Here is a 19,875-nt window from a genome sequence, read left to right as displayed (position 1 = left end):
CAGCGTGCCGAGCAGGCCGGCGGCGTTTTCAAGTGCGCCGGGCACCAGGGAGTAGTAGGCCCAGGTGCCGCGCTTTTCCCGGTGCAGCAGGCCGGCGTCGACAAGGATCTTCAGGTGATGCGACACCGTCGGCTGGGCAAGATCAAGCGGCGCCGTGAGATCACAGACGCAGGTTCCGCCGTCGCCACCTCCTTTGACGATGGACAGCAGCCGCAGCCGGTTCGGATCCGCAAGCGCCTTGAAGACCACGGCTCTCTGCTGGGCCTCCTCGGCGTCCAGGACGGGCTGAGAAGACGGTGTGCAGCATGCATCGTCCAACGCCTGCCCCGGCGAGGGTTCAAGGACGTGCAGCGCGTTCATGGACCCATTATGCACATAGATTGACAACCATCGATATAGCTCGTGATACTTCGAAGATCGACATTGATCAATCTTCCGCCGAGCGTCTTGGTGGAACAGGAGCGCCGTGAATATCCAGACCCAAACACAACCTGCCCGGCAGGAAGAAGCTGCCGTCTTGGGCAGGCCCTCCATGCTGGACCGCTTCCTCCCGGTGTGGATCGTCGCCGCCATGCTGGTGGGACTGCTGCTGGGCCGGTTCGTTCCGGGGCTGGGCTCCGGCCTGGAGGCTGTGAAGGTCGGCGAGGTTTCGCTGCCGATCGCCCTCGGACTGCTGGTCATGATGTATCCGGTGCTGGCGAAAGTCCGTTACGACCAGGCCCATAGGGTGCTCGGTGACCGGAAACTTCTCGTGACGTCGCTGATAATCAACTGGCTGCTGGCTCCAGCGTTCATGTTCGCGCTGGCCTGGATCTTCCTCCCGGACCTCCCCGAGTACCGCACGGGCCTGATTATTGTCGGCCTGGCCCGCTGCATCGCCATGGTGATGATCTGGAACGACCTCGCCTGCGGTGACCGGGAAGCCGCCGCTGTCCTGGTGGCTCTCAACTTGGTCTTCCAGGTCCTTGCCTTTGGTGCCCTGGGCTGGTTCTACCTACAACTCCTGCCCTCCTGGCTTGGGCTCCCCACTACCAGCGCGGACTTCTCCTTCTGGGCCATCACAGTTTCAGTCCTGATCTTCCTCGGCATTCCGCTGGTGGCAGGGTTCCTTACCCGCACTCTCGGCGAGCGCGCCAAAGGCCGCGAATGGTACGAATCCAACCTCCTGCCCAGGCTTGGCCCGTGGGCCCTCTACGGGCTGTTGTTCACCATCACACTCCTTTTTGCCCTTCAGGGCGGCACCATCACCTCACGTCCGCTCGACGTCGCCCGGATAGCACTGCCGCTCCTGGCGTACTTCCTGGTGGTGTTCGGTGCCGGCCTGGCGATTGGACGCTGGCTGAACCTCGCCTATGCCAAATCAAGCACCCTGGCCTTTACCGCTGCGGGGAACAATTTCGAACTTGCTATCGCTGTGGCCATCGGAACGTTCGGCGTTTCCTCCGGCCAGGCCTTGGCCGGAATAGTGGGTCCCTTGATCGAAGTGCCCGTGCTTGTTGCACTTGTCTATGTAGCCCTGTGGGTGCGCCGGCGCTTCTTCGAAGGCACTTCCGCTTCCACCCCAACCGAACGCGCCCTGGAAACCCTGGAGACCCGATGACCACCGAAGCCAGCAAGAAGCCCTCCGTCTTGTTCGTCTGCGTGCACAACGCCGGTCGTTCACAGATGGCCGCGGCCTTCCTTACCACCCTGGCCAAGGGCCAGATCGAGGTCCGCTCCGCAGGATCGCAGCCGGCGGACAAGGTAAACCCGGCCGCCGTCCAAGCGATGGCCGAACTTGGAATCGACATGTCCGCCGAGATCCCCAAGGTCCTCACCACTGAGGCCGTCAAGGAATCCGACGTCGTAATCACCATGGGCTGCGGCGATGAATGTCCCTACTTCCCTGGCAAGCGCTACGAGGACTGGGTGCTCGAGGACCCAGCCGGACAGGGTCTGGATGCCGTCCGTCCCATCCGCGACGAAGTCAAGAGCCGGGTGCAGGGCCTCATCAGCGAACTGCTGCCCGCCCAGCATCCCGATGCCCAGTAGTTCGCCCGAATCACCTGACGAAGAAGGAGTCCTGACGTGAGCACAGAGCAGCTGATTATCATCGGATCCGGCCCTGCCGGCTACACCGCAGCCATCTATGCCGCCCGTGCCGGCCTTAAACCCTTGGTCCTGGCAGGTTCCGTCACCGCCGGCGGGGCCCTCATGAACACGACTGACGTTGAGAACTTCCCGGGTTTCCCGTCCGGTATCCAAGGCCCGGAGCTCATGGAGGGCCTGCAGGAACAGGCGGAGCGCTTTGATGCCCAAGTGGTGTTCGACGACGCCACGCACGTGCAGCTGAAGGGCCACCTGAAGCGCGTGGTCACCGGGGCGGGTGAGACCCATGAAGCGCTCGCCGTCATCCTGGCCACAGGCTCGGCCTACAAGGAACTGGGTTTGCCGGAGGAGAAGAAGCTGAGCGGCCATGGCTTGTCCTGGTGCGCCACCTGCGACGGCTTCTTCTTCCGCGAGCAGGACATCATCGTGGTGGGCGGCGGCGATTCCGCTATGGAGGAAGCAACATTCCTGACCCGTTTCGCCCGCTCCGTAACCGTCGTGGTCCGCAAAGGCGAACTGCGAGCCTCCCGAATCATGGCCCAACGCGCCAAGGACAATCCGAAGATCAGCTTCCAGTGGCACTCCGCCGTGACCGCGATCCATGGCGATTCCAAGGTCACCGGCGTGACCCTGACTGACACTCGAACGGGCAAAACCCGTGAACATGCAACAACAGGAATATTCGTGGCGATTGGCCACGTTCCTCGGACTGAACTCGTTCAAGGCCAGGTGGATCTGGACGCCGAGGGCTACATCAAGGTGGACTCCCCCACCACCGTCACTAACATCTCCGGCGTCTTCGCCTGCGGTGACGCCGTTGACCACCGCTACCGCCAGGCGATTACCGCCGCCGGTACGGGTTGCTCCGCGGCCCTGGACGCCGAACGCTACCTCGCCGCCCTGGACGACGCCGACAGCATCGCAACCGCCCTGGTGGAGGAACCGACGCACGCGTAGGAGGAGAAGGGGCTGTGCAAACCAAGGGCGATAGGAAAGACTTCCTGTATGGAAACGGCACCACGGATACGCCTCAACGACGGCTACAGCATCCCCCAAATCGGCTTGGGCACATGGCCTTTGAATGACGGCGAGGTGGCCCGGGCCGTTGTCCAGGCTATTGAGCTTGGGTACCGCCACTTCGACACGGCCGTGAAGTACGGCAACGAGGCTGGAGTGGGAGAAGGAATCCGCGCCAGCGGCATCGATCGAGGCGAAGTGTTCGTCACAACCAAGCTTGATGGCGCGTACCAGGGCCAGGACCGCGCCATTGAAGGCCTTGACGGATCCCTAAAGCGCATGGGCCTGGACTACGTGGACCTGCTCCTCATCCACTGGCCCCTGCCGCAGCGCGACGAATACGTCTCCACCTGGAAGACCTTCGAGCGTCTCCAGTCCGAAGGCAAAGTCCGTTCGATAGGCGTCTCCAATTTCAAGCCATCCCACCTGGAACGCCTGCTCGAAGAGACCTCGGTAGTGCCCGCGGTGAACCAGATCCAAGTCACCCCTTCGATCACCCGCATCGACTCCCGCGCGTTCAACGACCATTACGGCATCGTTTCGGTGTCGTACAGTCCACTCGGCGCTGGAAAGGACCTGCTCAACGCTCCCGTGCTGGACCGCATCGCCCGGAAACATGGAAAGACGCCGGGCCAGGTAGTGCTCCGCTGGCATCTCCAGGAGGAGCTGGTGCCCATTCCCAAGTCGGCCAATCCGCAACGCATGAAGGAGAACATCAGCATCTTCGATTTCGAGCTCGACACCGAGGACATGCAGGCGCTCGCAACGTTGGATGCGGGTCAGGACGCCGGAGTGGATTCAGACATCCAGGGCCATTGAAGCGCCTGCGCCTGCGGAAGTCGGGCAGGCCTCACTGGCTTCAAATTGATAAGCATGATTACTATTATTCATGGCGTACAAAATGCGCATACATCTGGATTGACGAACAAGGAGAGCAACATCATGGGTTTCTTCGCATTTCTGATCCTGGGACTGATAGCTGGTGCCATCGCCAAACTCATACTTCCGGGCCGCCAGGGCGGCGGATTCTTCGTAACACTGCTTCTGGGTGTCGTCGGTGCTTTTCTCGGCGGCTGGCTGGGCAGCGTTCTGTTCAATGCACCGCTCCAGGAATTCTTCTCCCTCCAGACCTGGCTGCTCGCCATCGGCGGCGCCCTGATCGTGCTGCTGATCTGGGGACTCATCACCAGGAACCGGACGCGCTCACGCTAAGCCGTGACCGCGCCCAATAGCAGAATCAACACCGATACCCTCCTCTGGACCGGATCCTACACTTCCGATAGTGGCGGCCAGGGTGAGGGTATTGGTGCAGTCGTAGCAAAGGCCGACGGCCGTCTCGTCCCCCTCGGCACGGCAGCCGAAGCCGCGTCGCCTTCCTTCCTTGCCGTCCACCCGAACCTCCCTCTCGTCTATGTCGTCGGCGAATTCACGCGTACTGTCCAGGCCTACCGCCGCCTCGGGGACTTCCGGCTGGAACCGGCCGGGGAGCCGTGGCCGGCTGGAGAGGCTGCCTGCCACGTTGCCGTCGATAGGGCAGCTCGATTCCTCGTGGTCACCTGCTGGGGTGACGGTGCCGTCATTCTGTACGAACTAGACGACGACGGCGGGATCGTCCGCCGCCTGCCGGCCGCCCCTGCCAAGGACCCCCATTCCAGTACCAGCACCGACCGGACCAGCCGGGCGCACGCAAGCCTGATGCTTTCCGGTGGCCGGATTATGACCACGGACCTCGGCTTCGACGTCGTTCGGGTCTGGCACCATTCCCCTGGCGAAGGGCTGGTCTCTGATCATGACGTTGCCCTCCCCTACCGCAGCGGCCCAAGGCACCTCGTTCAGCACCCCTCCGGGACCGTATTTGTTGTGACGGAATACTCCGTCGAGATCGCAGTGCTGCAAGCCGATCAAGCAGGGAGGTTTAGTCTCCTCAGCGTTGGCCCCGCGACCCATGGCGGTGCCCGTGAAGGCGATTCCGCCGCCGAGATTGCCCTCTCCCCTGACGCACGTTTCGTCTATACCGGCATCCGCGGCTCCAACCGCATCTCCACCCTCAAAGTGGAGGCCGATGGCACCAGACTGATTCCAGTAGGGGACGTGCCCAGCGGCGGCAACCATCCCCGCCATCATCTGGTCCGGGACGGCTGGCTGCACGTGGCACACGAACGCTCGCATGATCTTGTGACCCTCCCGCTGGACCCCGCCACGGGCCTGCCGGGAGTTCCCCACAGCCGCATCCGCATGGGTTCCCCTACCGTTTTGATTATGGCAGGCTAGGCGGCACCGCCCCTACTAGCTCCCGATCCAGCTTTCTGCCCCCGAACAGTCCCGCACCAGCCATCCTTCATCCCGGACAAAGCAGCGTCGCTTAGCGGAAGGTCTCCCGTTATGTCTCCGTCCAGCAGCCTCACCCGACCCGCCCACCGTCGTCGAATCCTGGCGATCCGATCCTCAGCCGCCCTGCTTGCCGCTGCCCTGGTTTCTGGATTTGTGGCTTTTCCAGCCGCTGCCGCCCCCGGCACGCCGGATCCAACAACTCCTGAGGCCCAGCATTCGCTCCGCGCACCCGTGACGGACGAGAACTTCTACTTCGTCATGGCTGACCGCTTCAATAACGGCAGTGCCGTTAACGACGACGGCGGGCTGGGTTCCGACCCGATGGTGTCGGGCTTCGATCCCACCCGCAAGGGCTTCTACAACGGGGGTGACCTCAAGGGACTGCTGGACAAGATCGACTACATCCAGGGCCTGGGCACCACGTCCATTTGGCTCACTCCGAGCTTCAAGAACAAGGCGGTGCAGCCCGAGGACAACTCGGCTGGCTACCACGGCTACTGGATCACGGACTTCACCCAGATCGACCCGCACCTGGGCACCAATGCCGAGCTCAAGTCCCTCATCGACGCCGCACATTCGCGGGGTATGAAGGTCTATTTCGACATCATCACCAACCACACCGCCGACGTCATCGGCTATGAAGGCGGCGCCCGCAAGGCTTACGTCGCGAAGGACGAAGAGCCGTACCGGAACGCAGCCGGGGACCCCTTCGACGACCGGGACTATGCGGGAACCGCGGAGTTCCCGGCGCTGGATCCCGCCGTATCGTTCCCGTACACGCCAGTCCTGGAACCCGCCGAATCGAACCTCAAGGTGCCGGCCTGGCTTAACGACACGACCCTGTATCACAACCGCGGAGACACTACGTTCGCCGGTGAGGACGCTTACTACGGCGACTTCTTCGGCCTGGATGACCTTTTCACCGAGAACCCGCGCGTGGTCCAGGGCATGATCGACGTGTACAAGACCTGGATCGGGGACTTCGGGGTGGACGGTTTCCGGATCGACACCATGAAGCATGTGAATGACGAGTTCTGGCAGAAGTTTGGCCCGGATGTCCTGGATTATGCCTGGCAGCAGGGCAAGGACGAGTTCTTCATGTTTGGCGAGGTCTTCGACACCTCCAAGGCCTTCACCTCCCGCTTCACCACGCGCGACAAGATGCAGGCCGTGCTGGACTTCCCGTTCCAGGATGCGGCGAGGAACTTCGCCTCGCGCGGCCAGGATGCCCGCCGGCTGGAGTCATTCTTCGCGGGGGATGACTGGTACACGGACGCGGACTCCAACGTGTACCAGCTGCCCACTTTCCTGGGGAACCACGACATGGGCAGGATCGGCGGATTCGTGGGGGCTGACAACCCGGACGCCGGCGACGATGAGAAGCTTGCCAGGGACCGGCTGGCCCATGAACTTATGTACTTCTCCCGCGGCAATCCGGTGATCTACTACGGGGACGAGCAGGGCTTCACCGGACCCGGCGGGGACCAGGACGCCCGGCAGACCCTGTTCGCAAGCCAGGTGCCGGAGTACCTCGACGACGACCTGCTGGGCACGGACGCCACCCATGCCAAGGACAACTTCGACACCACCCATCCGCTCTACGCCAAGATCGGCGAACTTGCCGCCCTGGCCAAGGAGCATCCGGCCCTGCGCAATGGCGCACACCAGCATCGCTACGCCTCCGAGGGCCCGGGGATCTACGCCTTCTCACGGATCGACAGCCGGGACCAGCGCGAATACGTGGTGGCGCTGAACAACAGTGAGTCACCGCAGACCGCTTCCATTCCCACCTACGTCTCCAAGCGCACCTTCACCCGCGTCTATGGGGATGCAGCGGCAGAGTCCAAGACTGCTGAGGACGGCACCCTCAGCGTCACTGTTCCCCCGCTCTCGGCAGTGGTGTATGAGTCTGCGGGCCGGATTCCGCATTCCAAGGAGGCACCCGCCGTCGCGCTCCAGCACCCTGTGGCGGCGCAGGGAGACAACGGCAAACTGAAGGTGACGGCCGACGTCGACGGGACCTCGTTCTACGAGGTCACCTTCCAGGCCAGGACGGCGGGCGGTACGTGGGAGTCGATCGGCACTGACGACAACGCTCCGTACCAGGTGTTCCACGACGCCGCGGCGCTCCACTCCGGTACGACGGTGGAGTACCGCGCTGTGGTCCTGGACAACGGTGGCCATACTTCGGTAAGCCCAGCTGTGAACGCCACAGTCCCGGCGCCAATGCTGGCGATGCAGCTGCCGGCCGAGGGGACCAATGTGGAGGGTCGGATCCAGGTCAGCGCCACAGCAGACCCGGAAAAGGCCAGTTACGTGGTCAGCCTGGAACGAAGTATTTCGGGCGGACCATGGGCGCCGCTCGGCACAGACTCTTCCTCCCCTGTGTACAGCGCGTTCGATGACCTCGACACTTTAGGCCTGGCGGACGGTACCCAGGTGCAGTACAGGGCCACCATGAGCGTGTCCGGGTTCGACGTCGTCAGCGATGTCCGGACGGTGACCGTGGGACCCGCACCTGAACCTGATTCCGTAACCGTCGCAGGCAGCCTCAACTCGGAAATGGGCTGCCCGGCGGACTGGCAGCCGTCATGCGAAGCCGCGTTCATGGTTTTGGATGAGGCAGAGCGGGTGTGGCGCCTGACCGCCGATTTGCCACCGGGAACCTATGAATACAAGGCAGCCATCAACGGATCCTGGGACGAGAACTACGGGCAGGATGGTGCGCCCAACGGCTCGAATATTGTGCTTGAGCACCCCGGTGGATCCGTGACCTTCACCTACGACCACAGGACGCACGTCATCACCTCAGGGTAGTCAGGGCTGGAAGGTAAGGCGGGCAGCGGGGTCGCTTACCCCGCTGCCGGAGCGAAAGGCTGACCGTCAATCGGATCGCCTTCCGCCCAGTTGGGGGAACTGTTCAGGATGTAGTCTGTGGCGGCGGGTCCGGTCATGCGCAATCCGGGCAGAATGTGCGTTCGTCCCTGCTTCCTGGGCCGGATGCCTTCCAGATGCAGGGCCGTACGGAAGGTATGGTCGGGGACGGGAATCTTCCGGTTCAGGACGCACCAGCTGACGTAAAGGCCATAAGCAGCATCCAGGTCCAGGGCGTCATCAGTGGTTTCGTCGCGCACGATGCAGTCACGGAGGAACAGTCTGATCTGAGGCGAATTCATAGCTCTCTCCTGGCGATAAGTACTGGAGTGATAAGTACTGGGAAGACCGTGTGCTGGGACCGCCGGACTGCATAAGCGAAAGAGTTCAGCTACTACTTTAGTGCGTTGTCGCAGGGAGCAGAAGAAGTCCCGGGAGGAGAAGAACTACTTCCCGGACGCCCTTACTCCCGCACCGATTCATCCACTGCGGCCAGGAGCGAGTTGAACCTGGCGTTCCCTTCAAGCTGGTCGATCAGGACGGGTCGGCCATGCGGATCCCCCAGCGGGACCTGCCAGTTGGGGTACAGGGCCGACGTCGTTCCCGGCTGGTTCTGCACCCGCCGCTCCCCCACGGCATCCACGAGGGCGACGCCCAGGAGGCAGGACGGCGACATGGCAAGCAGCCTGTGGAGCGCTTCTACCTGCTGCTCCTCGCTGACTGGGCCGTCCCCGGGCAGCAGGCCGCGTTCCCGAAGCAGGACGAACATTTTCTCCAGGCTGGCCTCGTGCTCGGCGCGTTCCTCCTCCACAGGACGTTCCAGCAGGCCAAGGCGCGCGCGCAGGTCAACATGGTCACCGGCCAGGTAGCCGGCCGTCGGCGGGAGGTCGTGGGTGTTGACGCTGGACAACGCCTGTAACCGGTAACGTTCGGGCGGCAGCGGCGACTCGCCGTCGGCTTCGTCATATTCGAACCACAGGATCGAAGTGCCCAGGATGCCGCGCTCCGCCAGGTAGTCGCGGACCCACGGTTCGAAGACGCCCAGGTCCTCCCCAATAATGACAGCGCCTGCGCGGTGTGCCTCGAGCGCCAGGATTCCAATCAGGGCGTCATGGTCGTACCGGACGTACGCGCCGTCGCGGGGTGAGTTTCCCTCCGGCACCCACCACAGCCGGAACATCCCCAGGATGTGGTCCACGCGCACGCCGCCCGCATGGCGCAGCACTGTGGAGAGCATTTCCCGGAAAGGCTGGTAGCCGGCTTCGGCGAGCCGCGTCGGATGCCATGGCGGCTGGTGCCAGTCCTGCCCAAGCTGGTTGTACATGTCCGGCGGCGCACCCACGCTTATGCCGGGCGCCAGCACGCCCTGGAGGGTCCAGGCGTCCGCGCTGCTCAGGTCGGCACCCACGGCGAGGTCGTGCACGACGCCCAGGCGCATGCCCGCCCGCTTTGCCGCCTCCTGGGCCGCCTCGAGCTGCTCGTCGCAGATCCATTGGAGCCAGCGGTGGAAATCAATCCGGGCTGCCAGCTGCTGCCGCAGCCCTTCAGCGAGTGGAGTTCCGAGGGCGGAGGCGGGATCATGCCATAGCGGGTCGTCAGGGGTACGGTCCTCGCGAAGGGCGCACCACAGGGCGAAGTCATCCAGGCCCCTCCCGGCCGAACGGCAGAACTCCTCGAAAGCCTGCTGTCGGGACGGAGTGCGCGGAACGTGGTAGAGCATCTCCAGAGCTGCCAGCTTCTCGGCGTAGACCTGGTCACGGTGAAGCCGCTCGCCATCCTTGTTGAGCTCCCGGGCTTGCTCGGCCAACTGGTCGATCTGCGCCCTCTTCTTCGGCCTCAGGTAGGCCAGTTCCGGAACGGCCTCCACCCTGATGTACAGCGGATTGAAGAAGCGCCGGGTGGAAGGCGAATACGGAGACGGTTCCACGGGCGGGACCGGTTCGGCGGCATGGAGGGGATTCACCAGCACGTAGTCCGCTCCCAGGGCTCCGGCGATCGCTGCCAGCTCCGCAAGGTCGGCGAAGTCACCGATCCCCCACGAGCGGCGGGAGCGCACCGAGTACAACTGGGTCGCCAGGCCCCAGCCACGCCGCGACTCCAGGTCCGCGGCGGTTTCAAGCCTGGCGGGCACCACAACCAGCGCTGCCTCGGCGATGGCGTCGTCGGACTCTGCCCGCAGGGTGTGCCAGCCAAGCTCCAGGACCTCCGGGACCTCGAACGTGGCCTGGCCGATGAGCACACCGTCCACTTCCCGCGGCTCAACCCACACCTCCTGCTGCCGGGCCTCCAGCTCGCGGCCGTCTTCAGTAACGATCGTCAGGCGCACTGGGGCGCCGTCTGGAACGTGGACCGGGACCGCCGTCGGGGATCCTGCCGGGATGACGACGGCGGGAGGCAACATCCGCCGCCATGGTGCGAGCTCCGCCTCGATCAGGGCCTGTTCGATGAGGCTGTTGTTGTGTGCCGCTACGCCGAGGGCAGCAAGGACTTTGACAAGGGTTTCGGGGGCGACGTCGTGCGGCTCTCCGCTCCAGCCCTGGTACACGGTCCTGACTCCATGCCGGTCAGCAAGCCTGTGGAGAAGCTCGGGATTGATGTCGGCAATTTCGGGAGCTGCCGAAATCGCTGTTTCCGGCATCAATGCATCCTGCTGGGTAGGAGTGTTGGCCATGTCCGCCTCGTCTAGGGTGATCCGTCCGAACTTACGCTGCAACTGCCCGCTCTGTGGCGCTGACCTTCCAGCCCCGCACAGCGGCTGGTTCCGATTATTGCAGGCTGCGTGACGGGACCGTCCAGCGGGGCGCGGAGTGTGAAGCCTTTCGGACCAGCCCTTTGGCGTGTCCTTTAGGGCAAGATGGACCAATGGATGCCGTTGCCGCCCTCAACGAGATTGCCTTCTGGCTTGAACGCGAACTGGCCCCCAGCTTCAAAGTGCAGGCGTTCCGGAAAGCAGCCGACACCATCGCCGGCATTGACCCGGAGGAGCTGGCCGTGCGCGTACGGGACGGGCGACTCAAACGGACAAAGGGGATCGGAGACAGGACCTTCGAGGTCATCCGCCAGGCTGTCGACGGCGAAGTGCCAGGCTACCTGGAAAAGCTGAGGGAACGGGGCGCCGAACCCCTGGCCGACGGCGGCGTCGAGTTGCGGGAAATTTTGCGCGGAGACCTGCACAGCCACAGCAACTGGTCCGACGGCGGCTCGCCGATTGAGGTGATGGTGGATGCCGCCCGGCTCCTGGGCCGGCAGTACCTGGCACTGACTGACCACTCCCCCAACCTCACCATTGCCAACGGCCTCAGCCGTGAGCGCCTCGAAAAGCAGCTCGACGTCGTCGACGAGATCAACAGCGCCCATGCGGACTTCCGGCTCCTGGCCGGGAGCGAGGTGGACATCCTCGAGAACGGGACGCTGGATCAGTCCCCGGAGATGCTGGAAAGGCTGGATGTGGTGGTCGCGAGCGTGCATTCCAAGCTTCGCTCGGACAAGCACGTGATGACGCGGAGAATGCTAGGTGCCATCCAGGACCCCAACACGAACGTATTGGGACACTGCACCGGGAGGCTCGTGACGGGGGGCCGCGGCACACGTCCCCAATCGGAGTTCGACGCCGGGAAGGTGTTCGCCGCCTGCGCCGAGAACGGGGTCGCCGTCGAAATCAATTCACGTCCTGAGCGGCAGGACCCGCCGGACGACCTCATCCAGCTGGCCCTCGACGCCGGCTGCCTCTTCAGCATCGACAGCGACGCCCACGCTCCCGGCCAGTTGGACTTCCTCCAGTATGGTGCCGAACGGGCCGCGCGGAACGGCGTTCCCGCCGAGCGCATCGTCACGACCTGGACTGTGGAGAAGCTGCTGGAGTGGTCCCGCGCCGGGAGGTAGGACTGAAATACGGGTTCCAGCGGGGCCTTCAAGCCGCCATCCTGCGGTGTTAAGGTGGGCAATAGATTGATCGAAGATGTGCAGTGAATCGCATTGAAGGGAGATCGAAATGGCCGAGCGAGGCAACACCACCCACGGGCCTCATCTGGATGACAAGATGAAGCAGGAAACCCAAGGGATGGTCAAGGGCAATCAGCCAGCCCATGTTGAAGAATTCAGGGAAACAGAGCCTTTCCCGGATGATACGGATCCGCAGGAAGTTCAGGACGCCGCGGATCCTAACGCTGAAACGACCACAGGCGAAGAGGAATGACCATGAGTGTCAGCCTCAAGGAATATGCAGATCTATACCGTAAACAAGGTCCGTGGTGCCTGGTCTATGTGGATGCCGGAACCGGAACAGTTGACACCCTCGAGGCCACGGACGTGACGCCCGACAATGTCCACGATGCCTTGGAGGCGAAGGGCGCGGGCAAGAAGGACCTGGAAGCGATTGAACAGGCGCTCAAGCCTGCCGTGGGGGAAGCGAACCCTGTCAGTCGATTCGTCCTCGTCCGGGACGGAAATACTGAGCTCAACAAGATCCTTCCCGGACCCCTTGTCACTCCCGAAAGGATTTCGATTGACCCGGTCCCGGATCTCCTGCCGCTCGTCAAGCATGGGCTGGAGGAGTTCCCCTATGTGGTGGCGGAAGTGGGTCGCGACGACGCCGAAATCCGCCTGCACTTCGCCGGCCGCCGCCAGCCCGCAGACGTCCGCGAAGTCGAGGGAACCAGCGAGAACCTGAAGAAGGTCCCGGGCGGCGGCTGGTCCCAAGGCAGGTTCCAGCACCGGACGGAGGAAATCTGGCGCCGGAACGCCGATGAGGTTGCTGGAGAGATCGACAGGGTCATCGCCCAAAACAATGCTCGGCTGCTCGTGCTTGCCGGCGACATCAGGGCCCGTGGCCTCGTTGCGGATCAGCTCTCCGAACCGAGCAAAGCGCTCCTGTCCGTGGTGGATTCCCACACGCATACGGGAGGGGCTGACCCGGAGCTCCTTAATGAGGAGATCGAGCAAAGCATTGCCCGACTATGGGCAGCCGAGCACGAGGACGTCATCGGACGCCTTGCCGAGCAGGAAGGCCAGGCCAATCCCGAATCGGCAACGGGCATAGGCGCCGTCGTGCATGCGCTCCAGCAAGCCCAGGTGGAGCTGCTGCTCCTCACGGATGACGGGCTTTCTGACCATGAGCTCCTCGCACTGGACGCCGAACCATGGCTCGCCACCGACGAAGGGGAAAGCCTGAATGCCAACGTCCTCGGCCGGGTGCCGGCGCCTGCGGTCCTGCTGCGGGCAGCGGCCCTGACCGATGCCCGGATCCTGCTGGTTCCGCAAGCCGCCCTGCCCGACGGCGTCAACGTCGCCGCGCTGCTCCGCTGGCCGACAGGACCCGCTGTTCCTGGATCCTGAGGCTGAACCGGATCCTGAGGCTGAACCGGATCCTGGCCGGAAACCTGGTCCTGAGGGGCCGGAATCCTTCCACGTCAGGTGTCGCGGTTTCCAAGCTGCTTGATGAGCGCGTCGAGGATCGGCTGTTGGCCTTTTACCAGCTTGGTCCGAGCCTCAGCCTCGCTGAACCATCCGGCGTCGTCGATCTCCGGAAAGTCACCGACGACGCCGGATCCTTTCGGCCATTCCAGGGGAAATGTGTTGCTCACGATCCGTTCCGGCTGGAAGTCTGTTTCGGCGGTGAACACAGTGATGATCTTGCCTGAGGGTTGCCGGAAATTGCCTAGCAGTTCGTAGTCGGCGGAGGGCGCTGGAGTGCCCATTTCCTCGGCGAATTCACGCCGGGCGGCCACCAACGGATCCTCGTCGTCGAGATATTTGCCTTTTGGAATAGACCAGGCGCGATCGTCCTTATGGGCCCAGAAGGGTCCGCCCATATGGGCTATCCAAAACTCCACTTGAGCTGTAGCGTTCAGCCGGTACAGCAGTATGCCTGCGCTTCGAACTGTCATATGCCCTCCTACCCCAAAGGCTATCGGTGAACGTCAGGCTTTTTCAGTCAGCTGCTCCCTCCGGAGGGCGGGCGCGCGTGTAGCGCACCCGCCGTCGGGAGTTGGAGCAGACTCTTTTACGGCTCTCTATTTACGACGCCGTCGGGTCGCTCAGTCGACCATCCGATACGTAGCCTCGGCCCGGTCGAGGTCGGTCACCACTGGATCCAGCCTGAGACCGTAATTGCTGTGGCGCACGTATCGATCGGGGAAGTTGTGCGAGCGGAACGATGTGAGCCTGGAGTGGGCCAGCCCCGCAACCGGAAGGAAGGTTGAATCGGCCATGAACTGCGCCGACCCGTCATTCGCGACGAGGCCGAACTGGTAGTTCGCGTGGCGCAGGAAATAGCCGGGCATATCCACGGACTCGAACGAGATGCGACCGTCAGCTGGCCCGGCCAGTCCAGGAACCACGCGGAACTGGGAGTCCCCAAGCGGCAAGGCGGTCGGCTCGAGGCGTACCGTCGAACCCGAGTGCCGCACATAGCGATCCGGGAAGTTGAAGGACTGCAGGCGGGCGATGCGTCGGCCTGTCTGGGCCGAATACTGCATGAGTGTGCCGAATCCCAGTGCATCGAAACCACCGGAGGTCATTCCGTAATCGCCCCCTCCACCATCGGGGCGCAGGCTCTCTGCCATCTGCCGGACCCACGGAGCGTCGAGCCCCCGGCGCCCGGCGTAGTGTCCCAGAACCTGGTCCCAGACCGGACGGGCCTGCCCGCGAGAGCCAGCACCTGGAACTGTCTGCGTCTGCCAGCCCACATGGGGAGCTGTGCTCGAGGGACCCGACTGCCAGGTGTACGGAGTGAACGGCACGTCATACCCGAGGTTGTACTTCGCAACGTATTCTGCAGCTTTGAGGAACCGATTGTTGTCCTGTCCGTAGCAGTCGATACCTTGGTTCCAGGCCATCTCACAAAAAACTCCCATAAGCCCAATGCCCATGATGGTGTGCCCCTGGTCGCGGCCGCTCTCCTGCCACTGAGCAAGGCCCTCGTCTTCGTAGACGAAGGGTATGGCGTGCATCAGGGAGCCATTCCCGGCACCGTTGAGGAAGTACTCGACGGCCCGGCCCACCAGGTCATCGCGGTCAGCGAAGATGCCGATGGCCATGATCGAGGCCATGCTGCAGAGGTCCCAGTTGGCCCAATAGTTGGTGATGACCGCGTTGTTGTGGTTCGTGAGGAAATCCTCGTTCATGGGGTAGAAGATCGTGAGCAGCATTCGCGGAACGCTCAAACGCGAAGTCGGGGTGGTCTCGCATGAGTTCGCCCGCGTTGGCCCACTGGTAACCGTAAATGCCTGCAGCCAGGTACCGGTCTGCGTTGCCGGTGACCGTCGTCAACATCCCCGACCAGGCGTTGAGGATCCGCACGGCGGCCGCCCCATGCGCCGGGTCGCCTGAGATGTGCCACCGCAGGGCGTTTTGGTGGGCGGCATGGATGTCGAGGTACATCTGCACGTAGTTCTCACCCGTCCCGCCCCGAATGACTGTTGCAAGGGGACGTGGCTGCCATCCGGCACTGGAACGGCCGTTGGCCACTAGACGGTTCCAGCCTCCTGTCCAGGGGTTGATGCCCGCGGCCACCTTCGCCGACACATGCTCGATGTCGGACAAGGTGTGAGCCAGGCCGGGGTGTGCATACGTGGACGCCACCGTGGCAGCGGTGGCGGGAGCTTTGCGAATGGGCCTGGTTGACGGGTCCTTGGCCGCAAAGGCACTGGAGGCGCCGAACGCCGCCAGTGGTACAGAGAGGGAGGCTGCTGTGATGAGTGACCTGCGTGAGATTGCGGTGCCTGGCTGAGAAGGGTAATGGCGTTCAGATTTATTCGTCGTCATTGACTTCCATTCGATCGAGTCGAGGGCGCGCAAATGGGAAATCGTTATCCCATCTAGGGCCAATACTCACATGCCAAAGACGGACGTTCAAGAGGGAAGGGGGTTACGCTTCGCAGGCCTTCTTCAGTTCTACGACGGAAGCCTCCGGCGCCTGGTCACCCGCCTGTGCGATTTCCTTCAGCGGCTTGGTGATGTTGTCAGGAAGGCCGGCTGTATCGGCAGCAGACACTAGGCCCGTGAGCACATTCTTGTCCTCCAGTGATACGAGCCCATCCTCTACCAGCTTGCAGATCTGGCCCTTGACCTGTTCAGCAGCGGCATTGGCGACACCAGACGCGGCTGAGCCGGCAGCATCCTTTGCGGCCTGTTCCACCTCTCCACAGCCCACCAGGAGCAGCAGTGCGGGTACTACGGACAGGGCAATAAGGCGTCGTTTCATTTTTCCAGCCTAACAAGCATGAACTGCCGGGGTTCAGCGGGTGCCTGGCCTACTCTCGACGTGACTGCGCGCGCCCGACAACGGTGTCTACAGCAATCGACGAATGCCTTTAGTAGAGCAATCACTCCATGCAAACAGTTTGAAAGGGGAAAATCCGTTGACTTGTCTTCTGGACTTAACTTAGCGTTCCTCACACTGACAACGTTGTCTACATGGGGAGACACGCGCGATGAAGGGCGACTTCAGAAGTATGCACAGGAAACGAACAGGAAAACTGCAGGCCTTTTCGACTTTGACGCTAGCGGGTTTGACGTTGGCGGGAACGCTGGCCGGAGCCGGACCGGCGACGGCGGGAGAGTCCGACGTCGGGAGTCCCGCAGGCGGTTCTAGCGCCGCTTCCGGCAGCACCTTGGGCCAGGAGCCCTATCGGCCGGCGTTCCACTTCTCGCCGGAAAAGAACTGGATGAACGACCCCAACGGGATGGTCTATCACAAGGGTGTCTACCACCTGTACTACCAGCACAATCCATCGGGAAACACTTGGGGAAACATGTCCTGGGGGCATGCCACCTCCACGGACCTTGTCCATTGGAAGGAGCAGCCGCTGGCCATCTCCACGGATGACCAGGAGGATGTGTTCTCCGGCAGCGTGGTGGTGGACAAGGACAACTCCTCGGGTTTCGGCACCGCGGAGAATCCGCCCCTCGTGGCGATCTACACCAGTGCCTATAAGGAGGCGTCGCCCTACCGTGGCCTCCAGGCGCAGTCGCTGGCCTACAGCCTGGACGACGGCCAGACCTGGACCAAGTACGACGCGAATCCTGTATTGAACAGGAACTCCGCGAACTTCCGCGATCCCAAAGTGTTCTGGTACAACTCGCCATCCGGCGGCGGCTACTGGGTGATGACCGCCGTCGAGGCCCTGGACCACAAGGTGCATCTTTACAAGTCCAGCAACCTTAAAGACTGGACTGCCCTCAGCGAATTCGGGCCGGCCAACGCCACAGGCGGGCTCTGGGAGTGCCCGGATCTCTTCCCCCTTGCCGTTGACGGCGACCCGAACAACGTCAAGTGGGTCATGGTGGTCAACATCAACCCCGGCGGAGTGGCCGGCGGCTCGGCGGGACAGTACTTTGTGGGCAGCTTCGACGGCACCACCTTCACTTCAGAAAGCACCAAGCCCGCGGAGGCCCTGCCCGCAGGCACTGTCCTGGCCGGGTTCAATGACGGCACGTACAACGGCTGGACCGTGAACAACGAGCCCGGCAACTGGAAGAACGGACCGTTCACCGACACTCCCGCCGCGGGGACGCTCCCCGGGCAGAACATCGTGGGCGGCTTTGCCGGGGCAGGACTGATCAATTCCTTCAACGATTTCGACTGGCCGCTGGGCTCCATGACGTCACCGCAGTTCACAGTGGGCAGCGATTACATCAATTTCCTGGTGGGCGGGGGGCAGCACCCGCGGGTCTCAGACAAGCTGGACAACACTCCCCCGCCCGGTGACCTGCTGTTCGACGGGTTCGAAGTTCCTGACGGCAGCAGCCTTGCGGACGCCGGCTGGACAGGCACCGGTGACCTCGCGCCGTCGTTCCAGCCCGCCACGGCCGGCGGCGACTATTACATCGGCGCCAAGCGCATCAACACCTTCGAAACGGGAGGCGCCCCGGGCGATGAGCGGCAGGGCACGCTGACGTCGCCAGCATTCACGATCTCCCGCAACTTCATGAGCATGCTCGTGGGCGGCGGACACCGCAGTCCCGAAACCGGACAGGTGCTGGAAGCCCAACTGCTGGTTGACGGCAATGTGGTCCGGTCACTGGCAGGGGACGACGCCGGGCAGCTCAACTGGAAGGGCTGGGACGTCTCCGAATTCGTGGGAGGCTCGGCGCAACTGAGGATTGTGGATCAGGCTACCGGCGGCTGGGGTCATCTCACCCTGGATCATGTCATACTGACGGATCAGGCCGCCGTGCCACGTTCCGACGAAACCACGGTGAACCTCGTAGTTGACGGCCAGGTGGTCCGCTCAGCTACTGGCGCCAACAGCGAAGTGTTGGACTGGGCGTCCTGGAATGTGGCCGAATTCAAGGGGCGGCAGGCCAGCATCAAGGTCATCGACAACAACCGTTTCGGCTGGGGCCACATCCTGGCTGATGAGTTCATTGCCTCTGCCCAGCCGGCCAGCCCGCGCATCAACACCTACGATTGGCTCGACTACGGGCGGGACTACTATGCCTCTGTTTCGTTCGGGAATATGCCCGAGGACAAGCGGGTCATGCTGGGATGGATGAACAACTGGGACTATGCCAACAGCATTCCCACCTCGCCATGGAGGAGCGCGATGTCGCTGCCGCGGGAGGTCGGGTTGACGCAGACTCCTGATGGTCCGCGGCTCACGCAGCAAGCAGTGAAGCAGGTGGATGGGCTGGCCTACGCCCCGAGCTACCAGGACGGCGTGGGCGGGACGATCGTTCCCGGAACGCACGTCCTGCCGTCTGCGGCGTCCGGCCAGGTCCAGCGGATCGACGTCACCTTCGCCCCGGGAACTGCCACGAAGTCGGGCATTACGGTTCTCGGCAACGGCGATTCCTCAACAGTCATCGGCTATGACGCGGTCACCAAGGAGCTCTATGTCGACCGTGGAAACTCCGGAAATACAGCCTTCCACCCACTGTTCACCTCGGTGGATTCGGCACCGGTAACCGTGGATGCCCAGGGCAACGTGACCTTGCGGATCTACGTGGATAGGTCCTCCGTGGAAGTCTTCGCGCAAGACGGGCTGCGGACCATCACCGACCAGGTGTTCCCGGAGGCAGGAGCGCGCCAGGTTGCGCTCTTTGCCGACGGTGGCACGGCGCAGCTCAAGTCGCTCACAGTGACTCCGCTGCGGCAGTCGATGTTCCTGGAATCGCTCAAGGCACTCAACGCCGGAGGGAAGAGCAAGAGCGGGAAATAAGCCAACCTGCCAAGTGACTCGCATTTGTTGTCGTTAAAACGGCTTTTCGCGACAACAAATGCGAGCTAGCCGGGTGGGAGCGAGGCGCGATCAGTTGAGCGGGTTGAGCCAGGTCAGGACTGAGCCGTCCTCTTCGATGTGCTCAGCAAGTTCGGCATTGAACGTGGCACCGTAGTCGGCCGTGATGTGCTCCTGGAAGGCATTGCTGTCGGCATAGACCTCAAACACGAAGTACTCCCGGGGGTTCGTTTCGCGCGTGTAGGGCAGGAAGAGCTGATTGCCCGGCTCCCGGCGGACCTGTTCGGTGAGTTCCCTCATCATTTCGGCAACCCGTTCCTCGCTGCCCGGCTTGACGGTGAATTCGGCATAAAGAGTCTTGGTCATGGATGTCCCCTGTCTTTAG

The 19,875-nt window shown here is 63.0% G+C and carries 18 protein-coding genes and 1 pseudogene; 11 read left to right on the top strand and 8 right to left on the bottom strand.

Features of this window, described 5'->3' with window-relative positions:
- Positions 1-360: pseudogene (locus J7E82_RS02660) on the bottom strand (ArsR/SmtB family transcription factor); the annotation flags it as partial.
- A gap of 172 nt (positions 361-532) precedes the next feature.
- On the opposite strand from J7E82_RS02660, the gene arsB reads away from it, so the two are divergent.
- From arsB to J7E82_RS02625, 7 genes are all read left to right on the top strand, one after another.
- The gene (arsB, locus tag J7E82_RS02655; protein WP_285289686.1) at positions 533-1,600 is read left to right on the top strand and encodes an ACR3 family arsenite efflux transporter; all 1,068 of its coding nucleotides are present in this window, start codon (positions 533-535) and stop codon (positions 1,598-1,600) included.
- Positions 1,597-2,031 carry an arsenate reductase ArsC gene (locus J7E82_RS02650; RefSeq protein ID WP_214860085.1) on the top strand — a complete coding sequence of 145 codons (435 nt, stop codon included), beginning with the start codon at positions 1,597-1,599 and terminating at the stop codon, positions 2,029-2,031. Before arsB ends, J7E82_RS02650 begins: the two co-directional genes overlap by 4 nt.
- Before the next feature lie 36 nt (positions 2,032-2,067).
- Positions 2,068-3,045 carry a thioredoxin-disulfide reductase gene (gene trxB, locus J7E82_RS02645; RefSeq protein WP_214860084.1) on the top strand — a complete coding sequence of 326 codons (978 nt, stop codon included), beginning with the start codon at positions 2,068-2,070 and terminating at the stop codon, positions 3,043-3,045.
- 48 nt (positions 3,046-3,093) lie between these two features.
- A complete protein-coding gene (locus tag J7E82_RS02640; protein ID WP_214860079.1) occupies positions 3,094-3,924 on the top strand; it encodes an aldo/keto reductase in 831 nt (276 codons plus the stop codon).
- A 123-nt stretch (positions 3,925-4,047) separates the two neighbouring features.
- Positions 4,048-4,317: a GlsB/YeaQ/YmgE family stress response membrane protein gene (locus J7E82_RS02635; protein WP_214860077.1), complete on the top strand. Its 270-nt coding sequence runs from the start codon at positions 4,048-4,050 to the stop codon at positions 4,315-4,317.
- Positions 4,318-4,320: 3 nt separating this feature from the next.
- On the top strand, positions 4,321-5,376 hold the full coding sequence (locus J7E82_RS02630) for a beta-propeller fold lactonase family protein (protein ID WP_214860075.1): 1,056 nt from the start codon (positions 4,321-4,323) through the stop codon (positions 5,374-5,376).
- A gap of 111 nt (positions 5,377-5,487) precedes the next feature.
- Positions 5,488-8,253 (top strand): alpha-amylase family glycosyl hydrolase, encoded by a 2,766-nt coding sequence (locus J7E82_RS02625; protein WP_214860073.1) that lies wholly within the window; start codon positions 5,488-5,490, stop codon positions 8,251-8,253.
- Between the two features lie 35 nt (positions 8,254-8,288).
- On the opposite strand, the gene J7E82_RS02620 is transcribed toward J7E82_RS02625, so the two are convergent.
- Entirely contained in the window at positions 8,289-8,612 is a 324-nt protein-coding gene (locus J7E82_RS02620) for a hypothetical protein (protein WP_214860065.1), read from the bottom strand.
- A 161-nt stretch (positions 8,613-8,773) separates the two neighbouring features.
- On the bottom strand, positions 8,774-10,948 hold the full coding sequence (gene malQ, locus J7E82_RS02615) for a 4-alpha-glucanotransferase (RefSeq protein ID WP_214860057.1): 2,175 nt from the start codon (positions 10,946-10,948) through the stop codon (positions 8,774-8,776).
- Between the two features lie 224 nt (positions 10,949-11,172).
- On the opposite strand from malQ, the gene J7E82_RS02610 reads away from it, so the two are divergent.
- The 3 genes from J7E82_RS02610 to J7E82_RS02600 all read left to right on the top strand — a co-directional run bounded on the left by J7E82_RS02610 (position 11,173) and on the right by J7E82_RS02600 (position 13,644).
- A complete protein-coding gene (locus J7E82_RS02610) occupies positions 11,173-12,192 on the top strand; it encodes a PHP domain-containing protein (protein WP_214860055.1) in 1,020 nt (339 codons plus the stop codon).
- A 109-nt stretch (positions 12,193-12,301) separates the two neighbouring features.
- Positions 12,302-12,505: a hypothetical protein gene (locus J7E82_RS02605; protein WP_214860053.1), complete on the top strand. Its 204-nt coding sequence runs from the start codon at positions 12,302-12,304 to the stop codon at positions 12,503-12,505.
- Positions 12,506-12,507: 2 nt separating this feature from the next.
- Complete coding sequence (locus J7E82_RS02600) at positions 12,508-13,644, top strand: Vms1/Ankzf1 family peptidyl-tRNA hydrolase (RefSeq protein ID WP_214860051.1); 1,137 nt, start codon at positions 12,508-12,510, stop codon at positions 13,642-13,644.
- A gap of 74 nt (positions 13,645-13,718) precedes the next feature.
- On the opposite strand, the gene J7E82_RS02595 is transcribed toward J7E82_RS02600, so the two are convergent.
- From J7E82_RS02595 to J7E82_RS02585, 4 genes are all read right to left on the bottom strand, one after another.
- Positions 13,719-14,195 carry an NUDIX domain-containing protein gene (locus J7E82_RS02595; RefSeq protein ID WP_214860049.1) on the bottom strand — a complete coding sequence of 159 codons (477 nt, stop codon included), beginning with the start codon at positions 14,193-14,195 and terminating at the stop codon, positions 13,719-13,721.
- 150 nt (positions 14,196-14,345) lie between these two features.
- Positions 14,346-15,347 carry an AbfB domain-containing protein gene (locus J7E82_RS02590; protein ID WP_251041357.1) on the bottom strand — a complete coding sequence of 334 codons (1,002 nt, stop codon included), beginning with the start codon at positions 15,345-15,347 and terminating at the stop codon, positions 14,346-14,348.
- Entirely contained in the window at positions 15,325-16,074 is a 750-nt protein-coding gene (locus J7E82_RS20465) for a hypothetical protein (RefSeq protein WP_251041350.1), read from the bottom strand. The genes J7E82_RS02590 and J7E82_RS20465 overlap by 23 nt, the downstream gene beginning before the upstream one ends.
- A 103-nt stretch (positions 16,075-16,177) precedes the next feature.
- Positions 16,178-16,513, bottom strand: coding sequence for a hypothetical protein (locus tag J7E82_RS02585; protein WP_214860045.1), 336 nt, complete (start codon positions 16,511-16,513; stop codon positions 16,178-16,180).
- Positions 16,514-16,742: 229 nt separating this feature from the next.
- On the opposite strand from J7E82_RS02585, the gene J7E82_RS02580 reads away from it, so the two are divergent.
- Positions 16,743-19,472 carry a GH32 C-terminal domain-containing protein gene (locus tag J7E82_RS02580; RefSeq protein WP_214860044.1) on the top strand — a complete coding sequence of 910 codons (2,730 nt, stop codon included), beginning with the start codon at positions 16,743-16,745 and terminating at the stop codon, positions 19,470-19,472.
- Positions 19,473-19,562: 90 nt separating this feature from the next.
- Here the strand turns inward: J7E82_RS02580 and J7E82_RS02575 are convergent, their stop codons facing one another.
- Entirely contained in the window at positions 19,563-19,856 is a 294-nt protein-coding gene (locus tag J7E82_RS02575) for a putative quinol monooxygenase (RefSeq protein WP_214860042.1), read from the bottom strand.
- Positions 19,857-19,875: the final 19 nt, after the last annotated feature.

This window comes from Arthrobacter sp. ISL-30 (assembly GCF_018613855.1).
GTDB lineage: Bacteria > Actinomycetota > Actinomycetes > Actinomycetales > Micrococcaceae > Arthrobacter.
Note: the sequence above shows the minus strand (reverse complement) of the source record. Positions and strands in the feature narration are given on the sequence as shown.